This window comes from Sphingobacterium sp. UBA2610 (assembly GCF_002339225.1).
GTDB lineage: Bacteria > Bacteroidota > Bacteroidia > Sphingobacteriales > Sphingobacteriaceae > Sphingobacterium > Sphingobacterium multivorum.
The window spans coordinates 14,868-33,669 of the sequence record NZ_DDKA01000017.1; the positions used below are offsets into that span (position 1 = coordinate 14,868).

Here is an 18,802-nt window from a genome sequence, read left to right on the forward strand (position 1 = left end):
CAGATGAGATCAATCGTTTGCGGGGATCGTTTGTTAAAAACGTTACATAAAAAACCACGGCGAATGGATATATTCGCTGTAGACCATGGAATTTATAAAGAGAGAGAACAAATTTATTTATGGATAGCAGAAGAGATTTTATCAAGAAGGCTTCTTTGTTAGCCGGTGTTTTTGGATTACAAAGTGCGATGCCTGATGCAATACAGCGGGCATTGGCGATAGAACCGATCACAGGAAGTACCTTTTTGGATGCCGAGCATATTGTATTATTAATGCAAGAGAATCGTTCTTTTGATCATAGTTTTGGAACCCTTCGTGGCGTTCGGGGATTTAACGATCCACGGGCTATTAAATTGCCTAGTGGTAACCCAGTATGGTTGCAGTCTTCGGCCGCAGGTAAGACCTATTCACCATTCAGGTTGGATATCAAAAACTCAAACGCTGCATGGACCGGCGATTTGCCACATTCCTGGGAAAACCAGATGGCTGCCCGGAATCAGGGTAAACACGATAACTGGATCGAAGCTAAACGTCCAGGGGGGAAAATTCTGAAAGAGATTCCCCTGACGATGGGTTATTATACACGGGAGGATATCCCTTTTTATTATGCATTAGCTGATGCCTTTACAATCTGTGACCAGCACTTCTGTTCGTCTATTACGGGGACAACAACCAATAGGCATTTCTTTTGGACGGGAACCTGTGTACCACAAAAAGGAGCAAAACCATTGGTACGGAATTCCGATATCTATTTTAATCGCTGGGCACACTGGAAGACTTTTCCTGAGCGTCTGGAAGAAGCTGGGATTTCCTGGAAAGTCTATCAAAATGAAGTCAGCATAGAAAGTGGCTTAGACGGTGAGGATCTGTTGGGTAATTTTACGGACAATAATTTGGAGTGGTTTGCGCAGTATCATATTGAATTCAAGAAAAGCCATCTTGATTTTATGCACAAGCGTGTTGCTGAATTGCCGGCAGAGATCCAGAGCCTCGAAAAAGCATTAGCTGATAACAATACAGAGAGCGTTCAAAAGACACAGAATAAGCTTAAGCAGAAACAGGAGCAACTGAATAGCTATAAAAAGCATCTGGCCCGCCTCACGGAGCATGCTTTTCAGCAGCTTCCTAAGGAGCAACGTGCATTGCATGAACGTGCATTTCAAACTAATGAGGGGGACCCTTTCTATCGGGAGACAAGTGTGGTCTCACACGAAGGTGAACAGATTACCGTGCCCAAGGGGGATGTGCTTCACCAGTTTAGACATGATGTGAAATCTGGGAAGTTACCTGCCGTGTCGTGGCTGGTTGCACCACAAAGTTTTTCAGATCATCCGAGTGCACCCATGTATGGCGCTTGGTATGTATCGGAGCTATTGAATATTTTGACAGAAAATCCGGAAATCTGGAAGAAGACTATTTTTATTCTAAATTATGATGAAAATGATGGGTATTTTGATCATATTCCACCTTTTGTGGCTCCTAATCCAGCAGATAGCCGTTCTGGAAAAACTTCACCGGAATTAGATTATAGTGGTGAATATGTGAGTTTAGCCCAGGAGCTTGCCGATGGTGAGGAAAAAGGTAATGCGACGGAAGGTCCTGTTGGCCTTGGTTACCGCGTACCTTTGATTGTGGCATCACCTTGGTCAAAAGGCGGTTGGGTCAATTCGGAGATTTGCGATATCACGTCGACCATTCAGTTTATGGAACATTTTTTTGAGAAAAAGCTGGGCAAGGATGTGAAAGAGGAGAATATCAGTTCGTGGCGACGGGCCATTACAGGTGATTTGACATCGATATTTCGGAAAGCCGAAGGCGCACATGCTGTTGAGTTACCTTTTCTTGATCGGAATCAGCAGATCTATGCGATTGATCAGGCGAAATCGAAACCGCTACCCAATAATTTTCACGTTTGGTCGAAAGAGGACGCCGCAGCATTACGGTCTAAACGTCATTCCACTTTGCTGGCAAGACAGGAAAAGGGCCAGAAAAACTCGAGTGCGCTGGCGTATGAACTCTATGTGAATGAGTATTTTGCGAAAGATCAAAATCAGATTCATCTGACAATGGAAGCGGGTAATCAGGTGTTTGGCAATAAATCGCTAAGCAGTCCATTTAATATCTATAGTGGTCCGAGCTATAAAGAAGGAGTGAAGTTTTGGCCATTTGCGGTTGTCGCAGGACAAAAACTTAGTTTTGACTGGAACTTGGCCGACTTTAAAGACGGTTACTACGATTTGACCGTTTATGGCCCAAATGGATTTATGCGGGGATTTAAAGGACATGAGGAACCATTGACTGTTCGTGCAACTTATGAAATTGGAAAGAAAGGGCAGTTAACGGGTAATCTAGTTTTGGAGGTCCATAATCATGGTAAAAAATCATTCCATGTACATGTGGAAGATAACGCTTATAGTACCTGGAAGAAGTCCAATCTACTTGCAGCAGGGAAATCTGTCAAATGGATTGTGGAATCCCATAAAGTCCATGGTTGGTATGATGTGACGCTACATATAGAGGGAACCAAATTTATGCGTCAGTTTGCGGGCCGCGTGGAAACGGGCAACCATTCGAAGACGGATCCACAGTTGGGGTAATAGGCAAAATAATTGATTGATAATAGGTCTCTGTCGGAGGTGCTTTTTTATATATGATCCTAGTTCAATTTGAACTAGGATCTTTTTTTGTTTGGACTGGTTGATTTTCGGTTCTTATTTTTTTATCCATTCTTCAATCAATGCTTTGAGCTTCGGATCACTAGGCCTTGGGCTATCGGCGGTGATCAGGCGTATAAGCGGGAGAAGCTCGTGGTATTGATATGATTTTGGATTTTTCATGGGTGCACTCGGGCCGTAAACTTAATGAAAAAAATATGATTTCATGTTACAGGAATGATAATCTCTATTTTTTGTGCGTGTTTACACTTGTCAACGGGAAAATATCACTTTCGACATGTGCTTTTTCAATCAGTTTGCGTAATTCTTTGACTTTATTAGGGTTTTCCCGAGCAATATTGTTTTGTTCCTTTGGATCTTGTTTGAGGTTATATAGTTCGGCCGAAGGCTGGCTACTCGTAACTTTTTGTAAGATAAGTTTCCAATCTCCTTGGCGCAAGGCTTGACGTCCCCCGTCTTCATGAAATTCCCAGTATAGGTATTGATGCTGTTTTTGTTGTTTGTTGTTATCCAGCAGCGTTGGCATAAATGAGATACCATCTGTATAATGAGGTTTGTTCGCTTGGGCAAGCTCGACCATGGTCGGCATAATATCCCAAAAAGCTCCCAAATAGCTTGAAGTTTTTCCTTCGGCGACTTTACCTTGCCAATAAACAATGAAAGGTGTTTTGATACCGCCCTCATAGAGATCGCGTTTGTTGCCGCGTAAGCCGCCAGAGCTATTGAAAAAATTGGGATCGGCCCCGCCTTCTTTGTGTGATCCATTGTCGCTTGTAAAAATGATTATTGTATTATCCAGTAGTTTGTTTTTACGCAATCGATCAACGATTTGACCTACATACGCATCCATACGGCTCACCATACTGGCATACATAGCATGTGGTTTTTCTACTGAAGCATAGCCAGGAACTGTAGCTTGCGGTCCATAATCATTGCCTTTGTATGGCTTTTCGTCAAACCTGTTCGCATATAGTTGGTAATACTTGTCATCCGGACCAGACAATTCGGCGTGAGGAAGCACGGTAGGTACATATAGAAAAAAAGGTCTCTCCCTATTTTCATCAATAAATTTTAAGGTCTTCTCTTGGATTAATGCCGGTGCATACTGTCCCTGCGCCATTAAGCCATTACCATTTAGTTCTATCCGCTCTTTATTATGCCAAAGGTGTGTAGGGTAATAACGGTGGGATTGACGTTGACAGTTATAGCCGTAAAACTCATCGAAACCTTTTTGGTTAGGAGCACCTGACGTATTGACCATGCCGAGCCCCCATTTTCCAAACGCACCGGTTGTATATCCGGCTTGTTGGAGGAGCATAGCAAAAGTCTGTACGGAGTCCGTTAGCGGTTGTTGTCCTTCAGGTTCAATTTCTTTGTTGCCACGCACGTAGGTATGTCCAGTGTGCTGTCCAGTCATTAAGGAGGAACGAGATGGAGCGCAAACGGATGTGCCAGCATAGAAATTGTCAAATTTCATTCCTTTGGCGGCGAGTGAATCGATATGTTTGGTCTCGATTTTTTGCTGACCATATACACCTAGGTCTCCATAACCAAGATCATCTGCCATAATAAGAACAATATTTGGTCGTTGGTCTTTCTTTTGAGCCAAAGCAAGGGTCGCTAGCGTTAAAAGAAAAGATAACATAAAAGGTGTTTTCATTTGCATTTAGTTAATTTTCAAATTAAATTTTTTGTTGACCAAGCTTGTTCACAAGCTTATACAGTAGTCTAACTTAATCCTTTAAGACAGTTCGATGGGCTTATAGGCGTTAAATTTAATCAAAAATATCTTTTTGACGGGGATAGCGCTCATTCATATAGGGTAACAACCGGTGAGAAAATGGTCTTAATTGACTGTCTATTCCTTTTTTCATTTCTACGCATACGATTGTGTAATAATTTATTTCATGTTGTCAATTGTAATCTCCGATATGTTCATATTTATTTTCTAATTTCACCCTAATTTTATGAAAATGCTCTTATGGCCAAATCAATTAAAGAAATAGCACAGGAACTCAATGTGTCTAAATCGACTGTATCATTAGTCATCAATCACAAGGCCGAACAAGCACGGATCAGCAAAGAATTGGAAAACCGCGTATTGGCATACGTCGAGAAAGTTGGTTATAAGCCCAATGCATTGGCAAAAAGTTTAGCGACTGGACGGTCAAATACTATCGGTCTTATTGTAGAGAATATTGGGGATTCTTTCTTTGGGCCATTTGCATTGTATGTGGAGGAATTGTTTCGGAACAAAAAATATCATGTTCTCTACAGTAGTACACTTGGAGACTCGCAAAATGCGCGTGATATCATCGATTCAATGCTGGAAAAGAAAGTGGAAGGTATTATTTTGGCTCCCACAGTAGATTTGGAGGAATATCAACGGAAGATTTTAGAATACGGCGTGCCATTAGTTGTATTCGATAGAAATTCTCCAGTGGTAGAGACACATTATGTCCATATTGATAATGAGGATAGCAGTAGAAAAGCATGTGAACATTTGAAGTCCATTGGTTGCCGAAATTTTGGATTAGTTACCATTGACTCGGACCAGCCGCAGATGTTGGCGAGGAAGAGTGCCTATTTAGGCTTCTGTGAAGAAAACGAAATGGAACCACGTTTGTTACACTTGCCTTATCAACAGTTAAAGCAAAAGGGGACGCTGTTACTAAGAAAATGGGCTGCTGAAAATCCTACATTGGATGGATTATTTTTTACAACAAATTACCTCTGTATCCTTGGCTTAAAGGCGCTTCGTTCGGAAGGCGAACATACCTTTGACTTTCCGATGTTTTCTTTTGATGATCATGAATTGTTTGATATTTTAAATCCAAAAATATCCTGTATTCAACAGCCGTTGGAACCTCTCGCAAAAACATGTGTCAAGGTCCTGTTAAAAGAGATTGATCAGGGGGTATCGAAGCCAAAAGAGTATATTATTTCGACCAAATTAATAGCGCGATAAGATCGTTAGCAGGATAGCATAAAAGTTGAATTGTAAAAATCATAAGACGTATCCGTTCAATTTTGAGGGGCTATTTTGATTTATTATTCTTTTTTATATCTTTACTAATACGTTTTAGTAGAAATATTTTTATACATCCTAAATAATGAAGAAATCTTTAAGTGTTTTTCTGGGTTCGTTATTGTCTTTTGGTTTGTTTTGCGCAAAACCGGTTTTGGCTCAGAAATTTAGAGGGCAGCAGCTAGAAGCTGTCGATCTGGTTAATCCATTAATGGGTACCGAATCCAAATTTGAATTGTCTAATGGAAACACCTATCCCTCTATAGCTAGACCCTGGGGTATGAATATGTGGACACCTCAGACAGGTAAAAATGGTGACGGATGGCAGTATCAATACACTGCTGATAAAATTCGTGGTTTAAAACAGACCCACCAGCCATCACCTTGGATGAATGATTATGGTGTTTTTTCTATCATGCCCGTGACAGGAAAGCCTGTATTCGATCAAGATGAGCGTGCGAGCTGGTTTTCGCATAAAGCTGAGATTGTAAAACCTTATTATTACTCGGTTTATTTAGCAGATCATGATGTGACTGCCGAAATTACACCAACGGAGCGGGCTGCAATGTTTAGAATCTCGTTCAATAAAACTGACGATGCTTATATCGTTTTGGATGCTTATGAAAAAGGATCTGAGGTTCAGATTATTCCAGAAAAAAATATGATTATTGGTTATTCTTCGAAATATGCGCGTGGTCCTCTACCTGCAAATTTCAAGAATTATTTTGTGTTGGTTTTTGATCAGCCTTTTGCGAGCGTTGCAACCTGGGAAGGTAAAGAGAAGAAGGACGGACAGCTGCAGATTAAGGGCGACCACACAGGAGCTATTGTCGGATTTAAAGTAAAGGATAAAACTAAACCAGTACAAGTGAAGGTCGCTTCATCTTTTATTAGTGCGGAGCAGGCTCTCATCAACTTAAATGAGTTGGGGAATAAATCTTTTGACCAGATTAAAGAAGATGGACGTCAGATCTGGAATTCTACTTTAGGAAAAATTAAAGTAGAAGGTGATGATATCGATCAGTTGCGTACATTCTATTCGACCATGTATCGGACCTTATTTTTCCCGAACAAATTATATGAAGTTGATGCACAGGGAAAAGTTGTCCATTACAGTCCTTACAATGGGAAAACACTTCCGGGTTATTTATTCGGAGGAACAGGTTTTTGGGATACGTTTAGAGCATTATATCCATTCTTAAACTTTATGTATCCTTCTATTAATAAGGAAATGCAGGAAGGTCTTCTCAATGCATATCTAGAGGGTGGGTTTCTGCCGGAATGGAGCAGTCCTGGATATGCAGATATCATGGTGGGTAATAACTCTGCTTCGGTTGTTTCGGATGCATATATGAAGGGATTGCGCGGTTATGATATCAATAAGTTATACGAAGCTTTACAACATGGTGCTAACAATGAAGGACCAATGAGTGCTGTTGGAAGAAAGGGTGTTGAATATTACAATAGCTTAGGCTATGTGCCCTATGACGTTAAAATCAATGAAAATGCGGCCCGTACATTGGAATATGCTTATGACGATTTCTCGATCTACCAATTGGCAAAAGCACTGAACCGTCCCAAAGCTGAAATTGATTTGTATGCAAAACGTGCACAGAACTACAGAAATTTATTTGATCCATCGACCAATCTTATGCGTGGAAAAAATAAAGATGGGAAATTCCAGACTCCTTTCAATCCATTGAAATGGGGCGACGCTTTCACTGAAGGCAATAGCTGGCATTATTCCTGGAGCGTATTCCACGATGTTCAGGGTTTGATCGATTTGATGGGTGGAGAAAAGACATTCGTAAGCATGTTAGATTCGGTATTTGTTCAGTCTCCGGATTTCGACGATAGCTATTACGGTGGTATTATTCATGAAATACGTGAAATGCAGGTTGCTAACATGGGCCAGTATGCGCATGGTAATCAGCCAATTCAACATATGCCCTATCTTTACAACTATGCTGGCCAGCCTTGGAAAACACAATATTGGGTCCGTCAGGTAATGGACAGAATGTATAAGCCGACTGCTGATGGTTACTGTGGTGATGAAGATAATGGACAAACTTCCGCATGGTATGTGTTTTCTGCCTTAGGTTTCTATCCGGTATGTCCAGCGACGGATGAATATGTTCTGGGAGCGCCATTATTTAAAAAAGCAACTTTGACTTTTGAAAATGGGAAAACATTGACGATCGATGCCGCCAAGAATTCTGCTGATCATATTTATGTGAATGCATTGCAGTGGAATGGTGCAACTTACGGTAAAAACTGGCTAAGCCACAAAGCATTGCATGAAGGAGGAACGCTTAATTTTGATATGGCTGCAAAACCTAACTATACTAGGGGAAGTGCTAAAAGTGACGCACCTTATTCAATGACAACAGACTTGAAGACCAATATTAAATTAAAATCGAACAAAAAGAAATAAATTTTGTGCTATGATGAATCTTAAAAACTTAAAAGTAGCTCTTACCATAGTTGGATTGGCTTCTTCTTGTTCGCTTTTTGCACAAGACAATTGGAAACATACCGAAAATGACCGCAAGGTTGCTGTGGATATTGATAGTATCAGTAAAGGTGGTTATACCCTAATTTGGATTAATAAAGACAAAGATTTTAGTGCTTCTTTAAAAGAAAGGCTGGTAGCGGCATATTTTACCAACTATCCTAAACTAGCCAAGAAATATAATAAAAAGACTATAAAAAAGGTCTCTTTTGTTATTGATCCGGACTATAAAGGTGTGGCAGCGACAGCGGGTGGGATTGTCCGTTATAGTCCTGCCTGGTTTGCTAAAAATCCGGGGGATATTGATGTTGTTACCCACGAAGTCATGCACATTGTACAAGCATACCCTGATGGCGCTGGGCCTTGGTGGATTACGGAGGGAATAGCAGATTTTGTCCGATTTGATGATGGTATTGATAATGCTGGAGCAAATTGGAGATTACCTGAATACAGCGAGAAGCAAAAATATACGGATTCTTATCGTGTTACAGCCCGATTCCTTTATTGGATCAACACCCATGTGAAAAAGGATTTTGTTAAGAAATTGGATGCCGCAATGCGAAGCAAAAGCTATACTGATGCTTTTTGGAAAGCACAGACGGGGAAGACGATCGATGAGCTATGGGCGGATTACAGCAAAAATCCTAAAATATAATTCTTGAGCGATGAATATAAAAAGTTTGGTCTTTCTCGGATTGATCATTGTCCCTCTTGTATCAAAGGCACAAGAAACAAAATTAGTGCAGTATGTTAAACCTCTCATCGGCACTGCCCGTATGGGGCATACCTTTCCTGGGGCGACTGTTCCCTTTGGCGCTGTACAATTAAGTCCGGATACGGATACCTTAGCGTATGCGGTAAATGGACGCTATAATGGAGATGTGTACAAATATTGTGCAGGCTACCAGTACGATGATCCTACGATTGTCGGTTTTAGTCACACCCATTTTAGTGGTACCGGTCATTCCGATCTTGGTGACATACAGATTATGCCGACTCAGGGCAAAATTCAATTAAATCCTGGAACAGCAGATCGTCCACAAGATGGCTACAGGTCTCCCTACAGCCACACGAATGAACGTGCTGAAGCTAATTATTATAGTGTTCTGTTGGACAAACATCAGATTAAAGCTGAGTTAACGACGACGGCACGTGTGGGTATACACCGTTATACGTTCAAAGAGTCTGATGCATCGCATCTGATAGTTGATCTGACTGCTGGGATCTATAATTATGACGGAAAAAATGTTTGGACTGTTGTTAAAGTATTGAACGATTCAACTTTGGTTGGATACCGCCAAACAAATGGTTGGTCAAGGACCCGCACGGTATATTTTGCCATTAAAACATCGAAAGCTTTCAAGAATTACGGTGCAAAATACGAGGATGGGAAATCTGTGTATAATGGTTTCTGGCGAAAGTTTGATCAGCAAAATAATTTCCCGGATCTGGCAGCTCACAATATCAAGCTACATTTGGATTTTGATACCAAATCGCAGGAATCAGTACTTTTAAAAGTCGCATTAAGTCCGGTTAGTATGAAGAATGCACTGGCTAATATGAATGCGGAAGTACCGGACTGGAACTTCGATGGATACGTTAAGAAAGGTCAGGAAGCTTGGGAAAAGGAGTTGCATAAAATAGAGGCGGAGATGCTGAACAAGGAAGATCTTGTCAATTTCTATACAGCGATGTATCATGCAAGTCTAATGCCAACGGTTTATATGGATACCAATGGTGAGTATAAAGGGCTGGATCAAGAAGTGCATCGGGCGGAAGGTTTTACGAATTATACCTCATTTTCGCTATGGGATACCTTTAGGGCGTTTCATCCCTTGCTGAATCTCATCAATCCATCCCGCAATGCAGATATTGTCGCCTCTATGATGGCTCACTATGATCAGAGTGTGCTGAAGATGTTGCCGATTTGGTCCCATTATGCGAATGACAACTGGTGTATGAGCGGCTATCATTCGGTATCAGTTATAGTCGATGCCATTCTTAAAGGTGTTTACAAAGGTGATCCTGAGGCCGCGTTGGCGGCTTGCGTACAAACCGCAAATACACGTCAATATGAAGGGATAGGCGCTTATATTGATAAGGGCTATGTTCCTGATGACGTGTCGGGCACGTCTGTTTCAAATACATTGGAGTATGCATATGACGATTGGTGTATCGCGCAATTAGCAAAAAAATTGGGAAAAGACGATATCTACAATACATTTTCCAAACGAGCTGAAAGCTGGAAATCACTGTATGATCCTTCTATAGGTTTTATGCGTCCCAAGAATTCAGCGGGAAAGTTTAAAGAAAAATTTGATGTCCTGGATACACATGGCCAAGGATTTATCGAGGGCAATTCATGGAATTATAGCCTTTATGTGCCTCATCAACCGACTGAAATGATGGCATTAATGGGTGGGAAAAAACGGTTAGAATCTTATTTGGATTCGCTTTTTACCATGGAATTGCCTGATAAATATTTTGAACATACAGAGGACATCACACGGGATGGCATTATCGGCAATTATGTGCATGGTAATGAACCTTCGCACCATGTGGCCTATTTGTACAATATTACCAAGAGTCCATGGAAAGCCCAAGCGCGTGTTAGACAAATTATACGTAATCAGTACCACAATGGTCACGCAGGATTAGGTGGGAATGACGACTGTGGACAGATGTCTGCTTGGTATTTATTTACTGCATTAGGCTTCTATCCTGTGGCACCTGGGGAAGATAATTATTGGATTGGCAGTCCTTTGGTCAAATCGGCAAAGGTTAATCTTGAAAATGGACGCAGTCTTTCCATAGTTGCCCGTAACCAGTCTGAGAAGAATGTTTACGTTAAATCCGTTTCTTTAAATGGGCGGAAATTGGCTGATTTTCTATTACCCTATAGTAGCATTATAAATGGTGGTGAATTAATCTTCGAGATGAGTAATAAACCAAACAAATAAAAGCCTGCTCACAAAGATGAGACGATCAGGTGTGTACAAATGGATAGCTATCTGTTGCTTAGTTTTGTTTCTGATATTACAGTATCTCATGATCGCACGATCATATGAGATTAAAAGAAGCGAACTATTTCAGAAAGAAAAAAAGGCAATTAAGGTTGTTTACGATAAGTATATCTCGAACGATAAGATATTTCCGGGCGGGCAGAAACTTATCGATTCAACCTTAATGCCTCATTTAGTTCGTCTGAAAGCTTATTACCAAGACGATAGTAATGCTTTCAATAATCTGAAAGATAGTATCGCAAAGAAGTTGGTAGCGAGGCTCCGAAATCATCCAGCCATGGACAGCCTATTTCATAAGATCAGATCCGAAGTCAATTTGGGCGAAGGTTTTGGTTATGCCATTGTGTTGAAAGATGTTTCGGTGACTTTTGATGCGAAGACATTTATACCAATTATGGACTTTGGAATAGATCAGCATATTCCTATTGGAGGGGAATTTCGGTTTATTGACAAAGACAATATCGTATCGTCGATTGCAATAACTGCAAATAGTAAGATGTCAAATCGTGTGGCTTTTACGTTGTACGTTGGAAATATTGATACAAATTTTTCTGTATTAAGATCCATTTTCCCCTTATTATTACTGTCGGGTTGCTGTATAATTGGTATTGTTTGGTTGTATTTGATGACCTACAGTAGTTGGATAAAGCAAAAAAGAATGGCGGAAATGGCTTCTGACTTTATTAACAATGTCACCCATGAATTCAATACACCACTGACAACCATACGAATTGGTTTAACTAACTTGGTGGTAAAGGTTTCTAAAGAAGATAAACTAAAAATGGCAACAACTTTGGATACGTTGATGCGTCAGGTAAACCGTTTGGATCGATTAGTTAACAAGGCTATTGATTTGAGCGTGTTTAATCAGGAAGAGGTGATTCTCGAAGAACACTTTTTGGAAGAACTTATGGTTCAATTAGAACAGGACCTAGGGATTTTAGTATCAGAAAGTACAGTAATTCAAATTTTGATGGATGAAAACGTTAAAGACGTAAAGGCGCTTGTCAATCCATTTATGTTCGTCACTGCTGTAAACAATTTGGTCGATAATGGGCTGAAGTATAATAAAGAGCCAATAAAATGTATCCATATTCGCTTGAGTATTGGCGCTAGAGATACGGTGGTGATGACTGTACAAGACAATGGAATAGGTATTTCACATAACCAATTGCCGTATATTTTCACGAAGGGATATCGGGGTAAACAAGAAGCTTCTTCAAATGGGCTGGGCCTGGGGCTTTTTTTCGTAAAGGAAGTCATGCGGATTCATAGATGGAAAATTGACGTTAAATCAGATACCCAACCTGGAACAATATTTTCTATTTCAATACCAATAATAAAATAGATGATACCAAAATATGGACATATATTGCTGATTGAAGATGATCTTGATTTAGCGACAATGCTCATAGATTATCTGTCAAATTTCGGATTTGATGTTAGTCATGCAATGTCTGCTGAAGAGGGAATATCTTATTATAAGATTAATAAATATGATATCCTTGTAGTAGATATACAACTTCCCAACTGGGATGGGTTTCAATTCGTTGAATATATTTCTCAGTTAAATAAAAACCAGTTTGTGCTTTTTCTTACAGCAAGACTGTCTAAACCAGATCGATTAAAGGGCCTCCGTCTAGGGGGCAATGATTACATAACAAAACCGTTTGATGTTGAAGAATTGTCTCTGAAACTTCAAAATTATATGGTTAAGCAGCCTGTTGTTTGTCAATTACAACTCAATATTGGTGACATTAAACTTGACCGTAATTTACTTGCAATAGAATTTAATGATAAATCTCGGCAGGTTGTATCACCACGTGAATTTGAACTTTGGACTTTCTTAGCAAGCAAACCGAATATTGTTTTGAAAAGAGAAGAGATCTTACTTGCTCTTTGGGGAGATAACGATTATTTTTTGGGACGAAGTCTTGATGTTTTTATATGCAAGATTAGAAAAATGCTGAAAAGATCGCGGTATGTTGCTATTAAAACTGTTTATAAGGTGGGATTTATTTTAGAGGTCGATTTCAATAATTGTCATTAACAATCGATTAACAACTTTCTCTTTTCTTTCTTTTTAATTTTACTAAAACGAATTAGTTTATCAGCTTAAGGTTGATTTCTTTGGAGATGTTCATTCCAAAGGAATAACTAATTGATGACCAATTTTTGTATTAGTAAACCAATCATTAATTATTATTTATGAAAAGAAAGGTAATTCCATTATTTTTTACGCTTTCGGTGTGTAGCACGTTCAATTTGTGGACCGAATTGAAAGCTGCGTCTATCCACTTCAGTTTCCAACAAGAGGGTATTATTGTAGAGGGAACAGTTTTAAACAGTTCGACAGGGAAAGTTTTGCAAGGTGTCACCATTGTGGTTAAGGCGAGTGGCAAATCAACGAAAACAGATGCATCAGGTCGATATCGAATAGAAATTCCCTATAAGGATGCGGTATTGACCTTCTCGTATATTGGTTTTCAGCCTCAACAAATTGTGGCGGGCGGAAGGTCAACGTTACAGGTTAGCCTAGTAGAAGATGTAAAAGCACTAGAGGATGTTGTGGTTGTTGGATACACAACACAGAAGAAAAGAAATGTTGTTGGCGCCGTCGCAACGATTACGACTAAGGATCTTGTACAGAGTCCTGCAGCAAATATTAATAACATGCTTGCAGGAAGATTACCAGGACTGGTTGTCAACCAATATGCTGGAGGAGAGCCAGGAGTAGATCGTTCAGAATTGTTTATTCGTGGTAAGTCAACTTATGGTAATCAATCCCCCATTGTAATTGTGGATGGAATTGAACGCGATATGAGCTATTTGGCTCCAGACGAAATTGAGACTGTTTCCATTTTGAAGGATGCAGCAGCTACGGCACCCTACGGAATTCGTGGAGCGAATGGGGTTATCGTTGTTACCACAAAACGAGGACAATCCGCCGATAAAGCAACCGTAGACTTCAAAGCGTCGTATGGCCTAAATACGCCCGCACAATTGCCTATGCTTTTGGGATCTGCAGATTACGCGACTCTCTACAATGAAGCGTTAATGAATGATGCGAAGCGGTCTGGTGGAAATATCGATAACTTGAAATTATTTAGTCAGGATGCTATAGACAATTTTCGAAGGGCAAAGGGTGATAATTCGGACGGGTTAGGTTATAACTGGGACTATTTCGATTATATTTTTAGAACTGCACCTCAGCACGAATATAATCTATCAATACGGGGTGGTAATGATATTGCGAAATATTTTGTGATGGGCGGTTATATGGGACAAGATAATAATTATGACCATGTTGACTTATCTAAATATAATGTCTCTCCTAAATTTCAGCGCTATAATTTTAGGTCCAATATTGATGTCAACATTACTAAAAACTTGTGGGTAAAACTCAATTTAGGTGCTCGTATTACCAATCGAACTTCACCTGGAACTTCCGCAAGTAGATTGATGACTCTAGCAATGACACAGCCCCCGTATTTACCCATCATTCTCGAACCCAATAGCCAACCTTCTACACAGGGATATCTGCTGAATAATCCCTCAGGCTTGTTGTTTGGTAATCAAATTTACCGATTTAATGTTCTTGGGGAGTTGACTAGGTCAGGATATCATACAGAAAAAAACACCTATTTGGAAGGAAGTTTCGCTGCCGGCTGGAATATGGATTTTATTACCAAGGGACTTTCTGTTGACGGAATATTTTCCTATGATGCTAGAGAGCAACAATGGGTCAGACGCGAGCTGGGTACCTATAGTGAAGGATATAGGGTATATCCCAATTATGCGACTTTTCAGCCTACAGATGGTATCGATCTTTTTATGAATCCGCAATACTATGAGGGTACTTATAAAAATGGGAACAAATATAGGGTAGATCAAACTGTTGGAAATTCATTTACACAAAGTAGTCCTTTTAATAGAACTTTCATTCAAGGAAAAATAAACTATAACCGTCTATTTAAAGATAAACACAATGTTACTGGAATGTTGCTTTTCAATCGCTCGAGCCAGTCTGTCTATGATGCGGCGAATTCAAGAGCCAGTGTTGATATCCGTTATCAAGGTATGACAGGACAGTTTACCTATAATTATCTAGAAAAATATTTGGCGGAATTTAACTTTGGTTACAATGGATCCGAAAATTTTATAGAGGGAAAACGTTATGGATTTTTCCCGGCTGGAGCATTGGGTTGGGTGGTTAGCAAGGAGAAATTTATGTCGAATACCAAAGACTGGCTTAGCTTTTTAAAGCTGAGGGCCTCGATGGGGCTTGTGGGTAATGATAAAATGCCAGGTGACGCTCGATTCGGATATCTCGCATTTTTTCAGGGAGGAGATGGTTATAGTTTTGGGGAACAGAATTTTAACAATGGACTAAGTGGCCTTCGTGAAGGACGCCTGGCAAACGAAAATATAACATGGGAGAAATCTAGAAAAACCAATATCGGTCTTGATATGGGCTTTTTAAAGAATAAGATGAACTTTAGTATTGATGTTTTTGAAGATTATCGTTATGATATTATTACTGAACTGGGGGCGGATGACATTGGTTTTCCTGGCGTAGTTGGTAAAGGCTCTCCGCTGATCAATATTGGAAAGGTCCGCAACCGTGGTATTGATATTGAGATGAGTTATTCAGATATGATTGGGGATAATTTCAGATTTTCTCTAAAACCTAATTTCACCTTTTCTAGAAATAAGTTGATCTACCGACAAGAGGTGCCACGACAATATGAATACAGACAAGCAACGGGCAAACGACTTTATGAAAATTTTGTCTATGTTTTCGATCACTTCGTTAGAGATCAGGCCGAGGCGGACAAATTAAATCAGAGTAATTTTCAACCTTGGGGAACAGTAGGACCTGGCGACGTCGTATATAAGGATTTGAATGGTGATGGTAAAATTACAGATTTAGGGGATCGCACAGTGATGGGAAATCCTAGGAGCCCGGAGATTCAATTTGGTTTACCAATATCGCTGCAATACAAGGGTTTTGATTTTAGTCTTTTGTTTCAAGGAGCGTTAAATTCTTCAATTTTATTGAAAGATGCGGCTGTATGGGATTTCCCGACTTTTGATCAAGATAAACTCGGCTCCGTTCGACCAATTCATATGGGACGTTGGACACCGGAAACGGCCGAAACTGCAACTTACCCCGCTTTACATATAGGTAATTCTGAAAATAATAAAAATAGCAATAGTAGTCTATTTTTATATGATGCTAAATATTTAAGACTTAAAAATATAGAGATCGGTTATAATTTGCCGAAAGATCTTATTAAAAGAATTGGTTTAAATCAATTACGCGTTTATGCGCAAGGGATGAACCTATTTACCTGGTCAGGTTTAAAGGATTTAAGTATAGATCCTGAAATGGGAAATACGAGCGGTTATTGGTACCCGATTCTAAAAGTCTACAACTTTGGAATAAATCTTAATTTCTAACCTTATGAATGTATTGAAGATGAAAAAAATACTTTTTTTTATGGCAGGTGTGGTTGCTTTTATGATCGCAAGTTGCAACAAATATTTGGACAAATTACCCGACGATCAGATCCGGGAAGATGAGGTTTTTACTCGTTATGAAAAAGTAAATCAGCTCGTTACGGATGTATATACTAAAGCGAAGAATGTCAATCAACCGATTTCGTGGTTCTATCATTTTTCGAGTGCTGCGATAACCGATGAGGCCGAAGGCTCTACAGTAGAAGGAAATATTACGAATAGATATAATACGGGTGATTGGAATATCAATGAACTACCGGGAGACAATGGTCAATTCTGGAATAGTATGTTTGACGGGATCCGTAGAACAAACGTTATTTTGGAAGGAATAAAAAAATATAGTACACCAGATGATATCCTAGAACCAGGTTCACTGCCTATGCGCGTGGGTGAGGTCTACTTTTTAAGAGCTTACTTTCATTTAATGGCTGTTCGTATATATGGTGAGATACCTTACATAGATCATGTTGTTACGGCAACAGAGAACATGAATTTCGAGCGTGAGTCAGTTCATAAAGTTATTGACAAAATTGTAGCTGATGCAACAACAGCATATAATGCTGTCCCGGAAAAATGGGAGGGGCAGAATTTTGGACGTATCGATAAAGGGGCATGTCTTGGGCTGATAGCAGAAGCACGGTGGATGGCCGCTACACCACTTTGGAATGGAGCTGCCGCAAAAGGTTATAATGGGACACGTAAGTTTGAGTCCGAATACGCTACATATGATCCTCAGCGTTGGGTGAAAGCTAAAGAGGCTGCTAAGGCAGTTCTTGAAAGTAAGGTTGCAGGTGGAAAACGTTATAGTCTTTACCAGAAATACTCAAATACCGATTTTGGAGATAGTGGTGGTCAAAACACGAGTAACTCAACAGTTTATACACGCTTATGGCAGATGTTTTATGATATGGAGGCGTTCAAAAATGAGTATGTTTTGTTTTTTACGCGCTATAAGGGTGAAGGGTGGTTTGGTGATGTATATCCGCCAAGCCGCGGTGGTGGAGCTCGTCAGATGCCCGTTCAAGAACAAGTAGATGAGTATGAGTACTTGTCGCCAGATGGCTTTGGTTACCCGATTTATAGTACCAAGGCTAAACAGGACGGGTATGATGACGCAAATCCTTATACTTCAGTAAAAAGGGATCCACGTTTTTATCGCGACATTATATTTCATGGTGCAGCATTCCGCGGCGGTAACAATAATCCATCCCAGACAAATATTGCGAGTGGTGCCGATCAGATCGGAGCGAATAATGCAACGCGCACGGGATATTATCTGAGGAAATTTTTGCAGGAAGCCTGGAATAAGAATGGCAGTGTTATCATTAGTGCGCCTCCAGTTTGGCGTTTGCCAGACTTTATTTACATTTATGCTGAGGCGGTTAACGAAGTTGATGGACCAACACAAGAGATCTATGATTTAATTAATCAGGTAAGATCTAGATCCTTTATGGCACCAATGCCTATGACAACGCTTGCTGATAAAAATTTGATGCGTGAGTACATTTACCGTGAAAGAAGGGTCGAATTCTTCTATGAGAATAAGAGAGCTTTTGATAGTCGCCTATATCTAGAGCCCAGTAGCTCGGTGGAGAAAACTAAATACCAGACCTTTACTGCATCAGGTAGTACAAATAATGAACGAAGTATAAACTACTGGAAGAATAATAATACAGCTTATCCGAAACTTCAAAATATGATTAATGGTATGAGAGCTGTTGAAGATGTAAATGGTAAAATCCAAATCGGTGATAAACGTTATAAAATGGAACGTTTCTTTGTTGAAAGTAGAGTTTTTACTGCTCCAACTCATTACTTATTTCCTATTTTAAACTCAGAGATCCAAAAATCGCCCTCATTAGGGCAGAACCCTGGGTGGTAGTATTAGTGTGATATAAAAACCGCAATCATTTGATTGCGGTTTTTTTTGTAACCATCTTGTGAAAAAGACCTGGGTAATCTACTATATTTAAATTTCTTACCTATATTTACTAATACGTTTTAGCTTTTTTGCTAATAATTTTAAGCTTAACCAAACGCT

Annotated in this window: 10 protein-coding genes; 9 read left to right on the top strand and 1 reads right to left on the bottom strand. The window is 39.8% G+C overall.

Features of this window, described 5'->3' with window-relative positions; genetic code table 11:
* Positions 1 to 119: 119 nt before the first annotated feature.
* Positions 120 to 2,597, top strand: coding sequence for a phosphocholine-specific phospholipase C (locus B4Z47_RS11105; RefSeq protein WP_286727346.1), 2,478 nt, complete (start codon positions 120 to 122; stop codon positions 2,595 to 2,597).
* Positions 2,598 to 2,901: 304 nt separating this feature from the next.
* Here B4Z47_RS11105 and B4Z47_RS11110 read toward each other — a convergent pair whose 3' ends face one another.
* The gene (locus B4Z47_RS11110; protein WP_286727347.1) at positions 2,902 to 4,335 is read right to left on the bottom strand and encodes an arylsulfatase; all 1,434 of its coding nucleotides are present in this window, start codon (positions 4,333 to 4,335) and stop codon (positions 2,902 to 2,904) included.
* Between the two features lie 321 nt (positions 4,336 to 4,656).
* On the opposite strand from B4Z47_RS11110, the gene B4Z47_RS11115 reads away from it, so the two are divergent.
* From B4Z47_RS11115 to B4Z47_RS11150, 8 genes are all read left to right on the top strand, one after another.
* Positions 4,657 to 5,643 (top strand): LacI family DNA-binding transcriptional regulator, encoded by a 987-nt coding sequence (locus B4Z47_RS11115; protein ID WP_286727348.1) that lies wholly within the window; start codon positions 4,657 to 4,659, stop codon positions 5,641 to 5,643.
* A 145-nt stretch (positions 5,644 to 5,788) separates the two neighbouring features.
* Positions 5,789 to 8,137: a GH92 family glycosyl hydrolase gene (locus tag B4Z47_RS11120; RefSeq protein WP_286727349.1), complete on the top strand. Its 2,349-nt coding sequence runs from the start codon at positions 5,789 to 5,791 to the stop codon at positions 8,135 to 8,137.
* Positions 8,138 to 8,147: 10 nt separating this feature from the next.
* Complete coding sequence (locus tag B4Z47_RS11125) at positions 8,148 to 8,870, top strand: basic secretory protein-like protein (protein ID WP_286727350.1); 723 nt, start codon at positions 8,148 to 8,150, stop codon at positions 8,868 to 8,870.
* 10 nt (positions 8,871 to 8,880) lie between these two features.
* Positions 8,881 to 11,175 (top strand): GH92 family glycosyl hydrolase, encoded by a 2,295-nt coding sequence (locus B4Z47_RS11130; RefSeq protein ID WP_286727351.1) that lies wholly within the window; start codon positions 8,881 to 8,883, stop codon positions 11,173 to 11,175.
* A gap of 88 nt (positions 11,176 to 11,263) precedes the next feature.
* Positions 11,264 to 12,586: a sensor histidine kinase gene (locus B4Z47_RS11135; RefSeq protein ID WP_286727352.1), complete on the top strand. Its 1,323-nt coding sequence runs from the start codon at positions 11,264 to 11,266 to the stop codon at positions 12,584 to 12,586.
* Positions 12,587 to 13,288 carry a response regulator transcription factor gene (locus B4Z47_RS11140; RefSeq protein WP_070561748.1) on the top strand — a complete coding sequence of 234 codons (702 nt, stop codon included), beginning with the start codon at positions 12,587 to 12,589 and terminating at the stop codon, positions 13,286 to 13,288.
* Between the two features lie 158 nt (positions 13,289 to 13,446).
* On the top strand, positions 13,447 to 16,701 hold the full coding sequence (locus B4Z47_RS11145; protein WP_286727353.1) for a SusC/RagA family TonB-linked outer membrane protein: 3,255 nt from the start codon (positions 13,447 to 13,449) through the stop codon (positions 16,699 to 16,701).
* Positions 16,702 to 16,720: 19 nt separating this feature from the next.
* Complete coding sequence (locus B4Z47_RS11150; RefSeq protein WP_286727354.1) at positions 16,721 to 18,643, top strand: RagB/SusD family nutrient uptake outer membrane protein; 1,923 nt, start codon at positions 16,721 to 16,723, stop codon at positions 18,641 to 18,643.
* Positions 18,644 to 18,802 lie beyond the last annotated feature (159 nt).

Bases quoted from the DNA above. Each gene is read 5' to 3' on its own strand.
- B4Z47_RS11105 (WP_286727346.1), top strand. From the start codon at position 120: ATGGATAGCAGAAGAGATTTTATCAAGAAGGCTTCTTTGTTAGCCGGT.
- B4Z47_RS11110 (WP_286727347.1), bottom strand. From the start codon at position 4,335: ATGAAAACACCTTTTATGTTATCTTTTCTTTTAACGCTAGCGACCCTT.
- B4Z47_RS11115 (WP_286727348.1), top strand. From the start codon at position 4,657: ATGGCCAAATCAATTAAAGAAATAGCACAGGAACTCAATGTGTCTAAA.
- B4Z47_RS11120 (WP_286727349.1), top strand. From the start codon at position 5,789: ATGAAGAAATCTTTAAGTGTTTTTCTGGGTTCGTTATTGTCTTTTGGT.
- B4Z47_RS11125 (WP_286727350.1), top strand. From the start codon at position 8,148: ATGATGAATCTTAAAAACTTAAAAGTAGCTCTTACCATAGTTGGATTG.
- B4Z47_RS11130 (WP_286727351.1), top strand. From the start codon at position 8,881: ATGAATATAAAAAGTTTGGTCTTTCTCGGATTGATCATTGTCCCTCTT.
- B4Z47_RS11135 (WP_286727352.1), top strand. From the start codon at position 11,264: ATGATCGCACGATCATATGAGATTAAAAGAAGCGAACTATTTCAGAAA.
- B4Z47_RS11140 (WP_070561748.1), top strand. From the start codon at position 12,587: ATGATACCAAAATATGGACATATATTGCTGATTGAAGATGATCTTGAT.
- B4Z47_RS11145 (WP_286727353.1), top strand. From the start codon at position 13,447: ATGAAAAGAAAGGTAATTCCATTATTTTTTACGCTTTCGGTGTGTAGC.
- B4Z47_RS11150 (WP_286727354.1), top strand. From the start codon at position 16,721: ATGAAAAAAATACTTTTTTTTATGGCAGGTGTGGTTGCTTTTATGATC.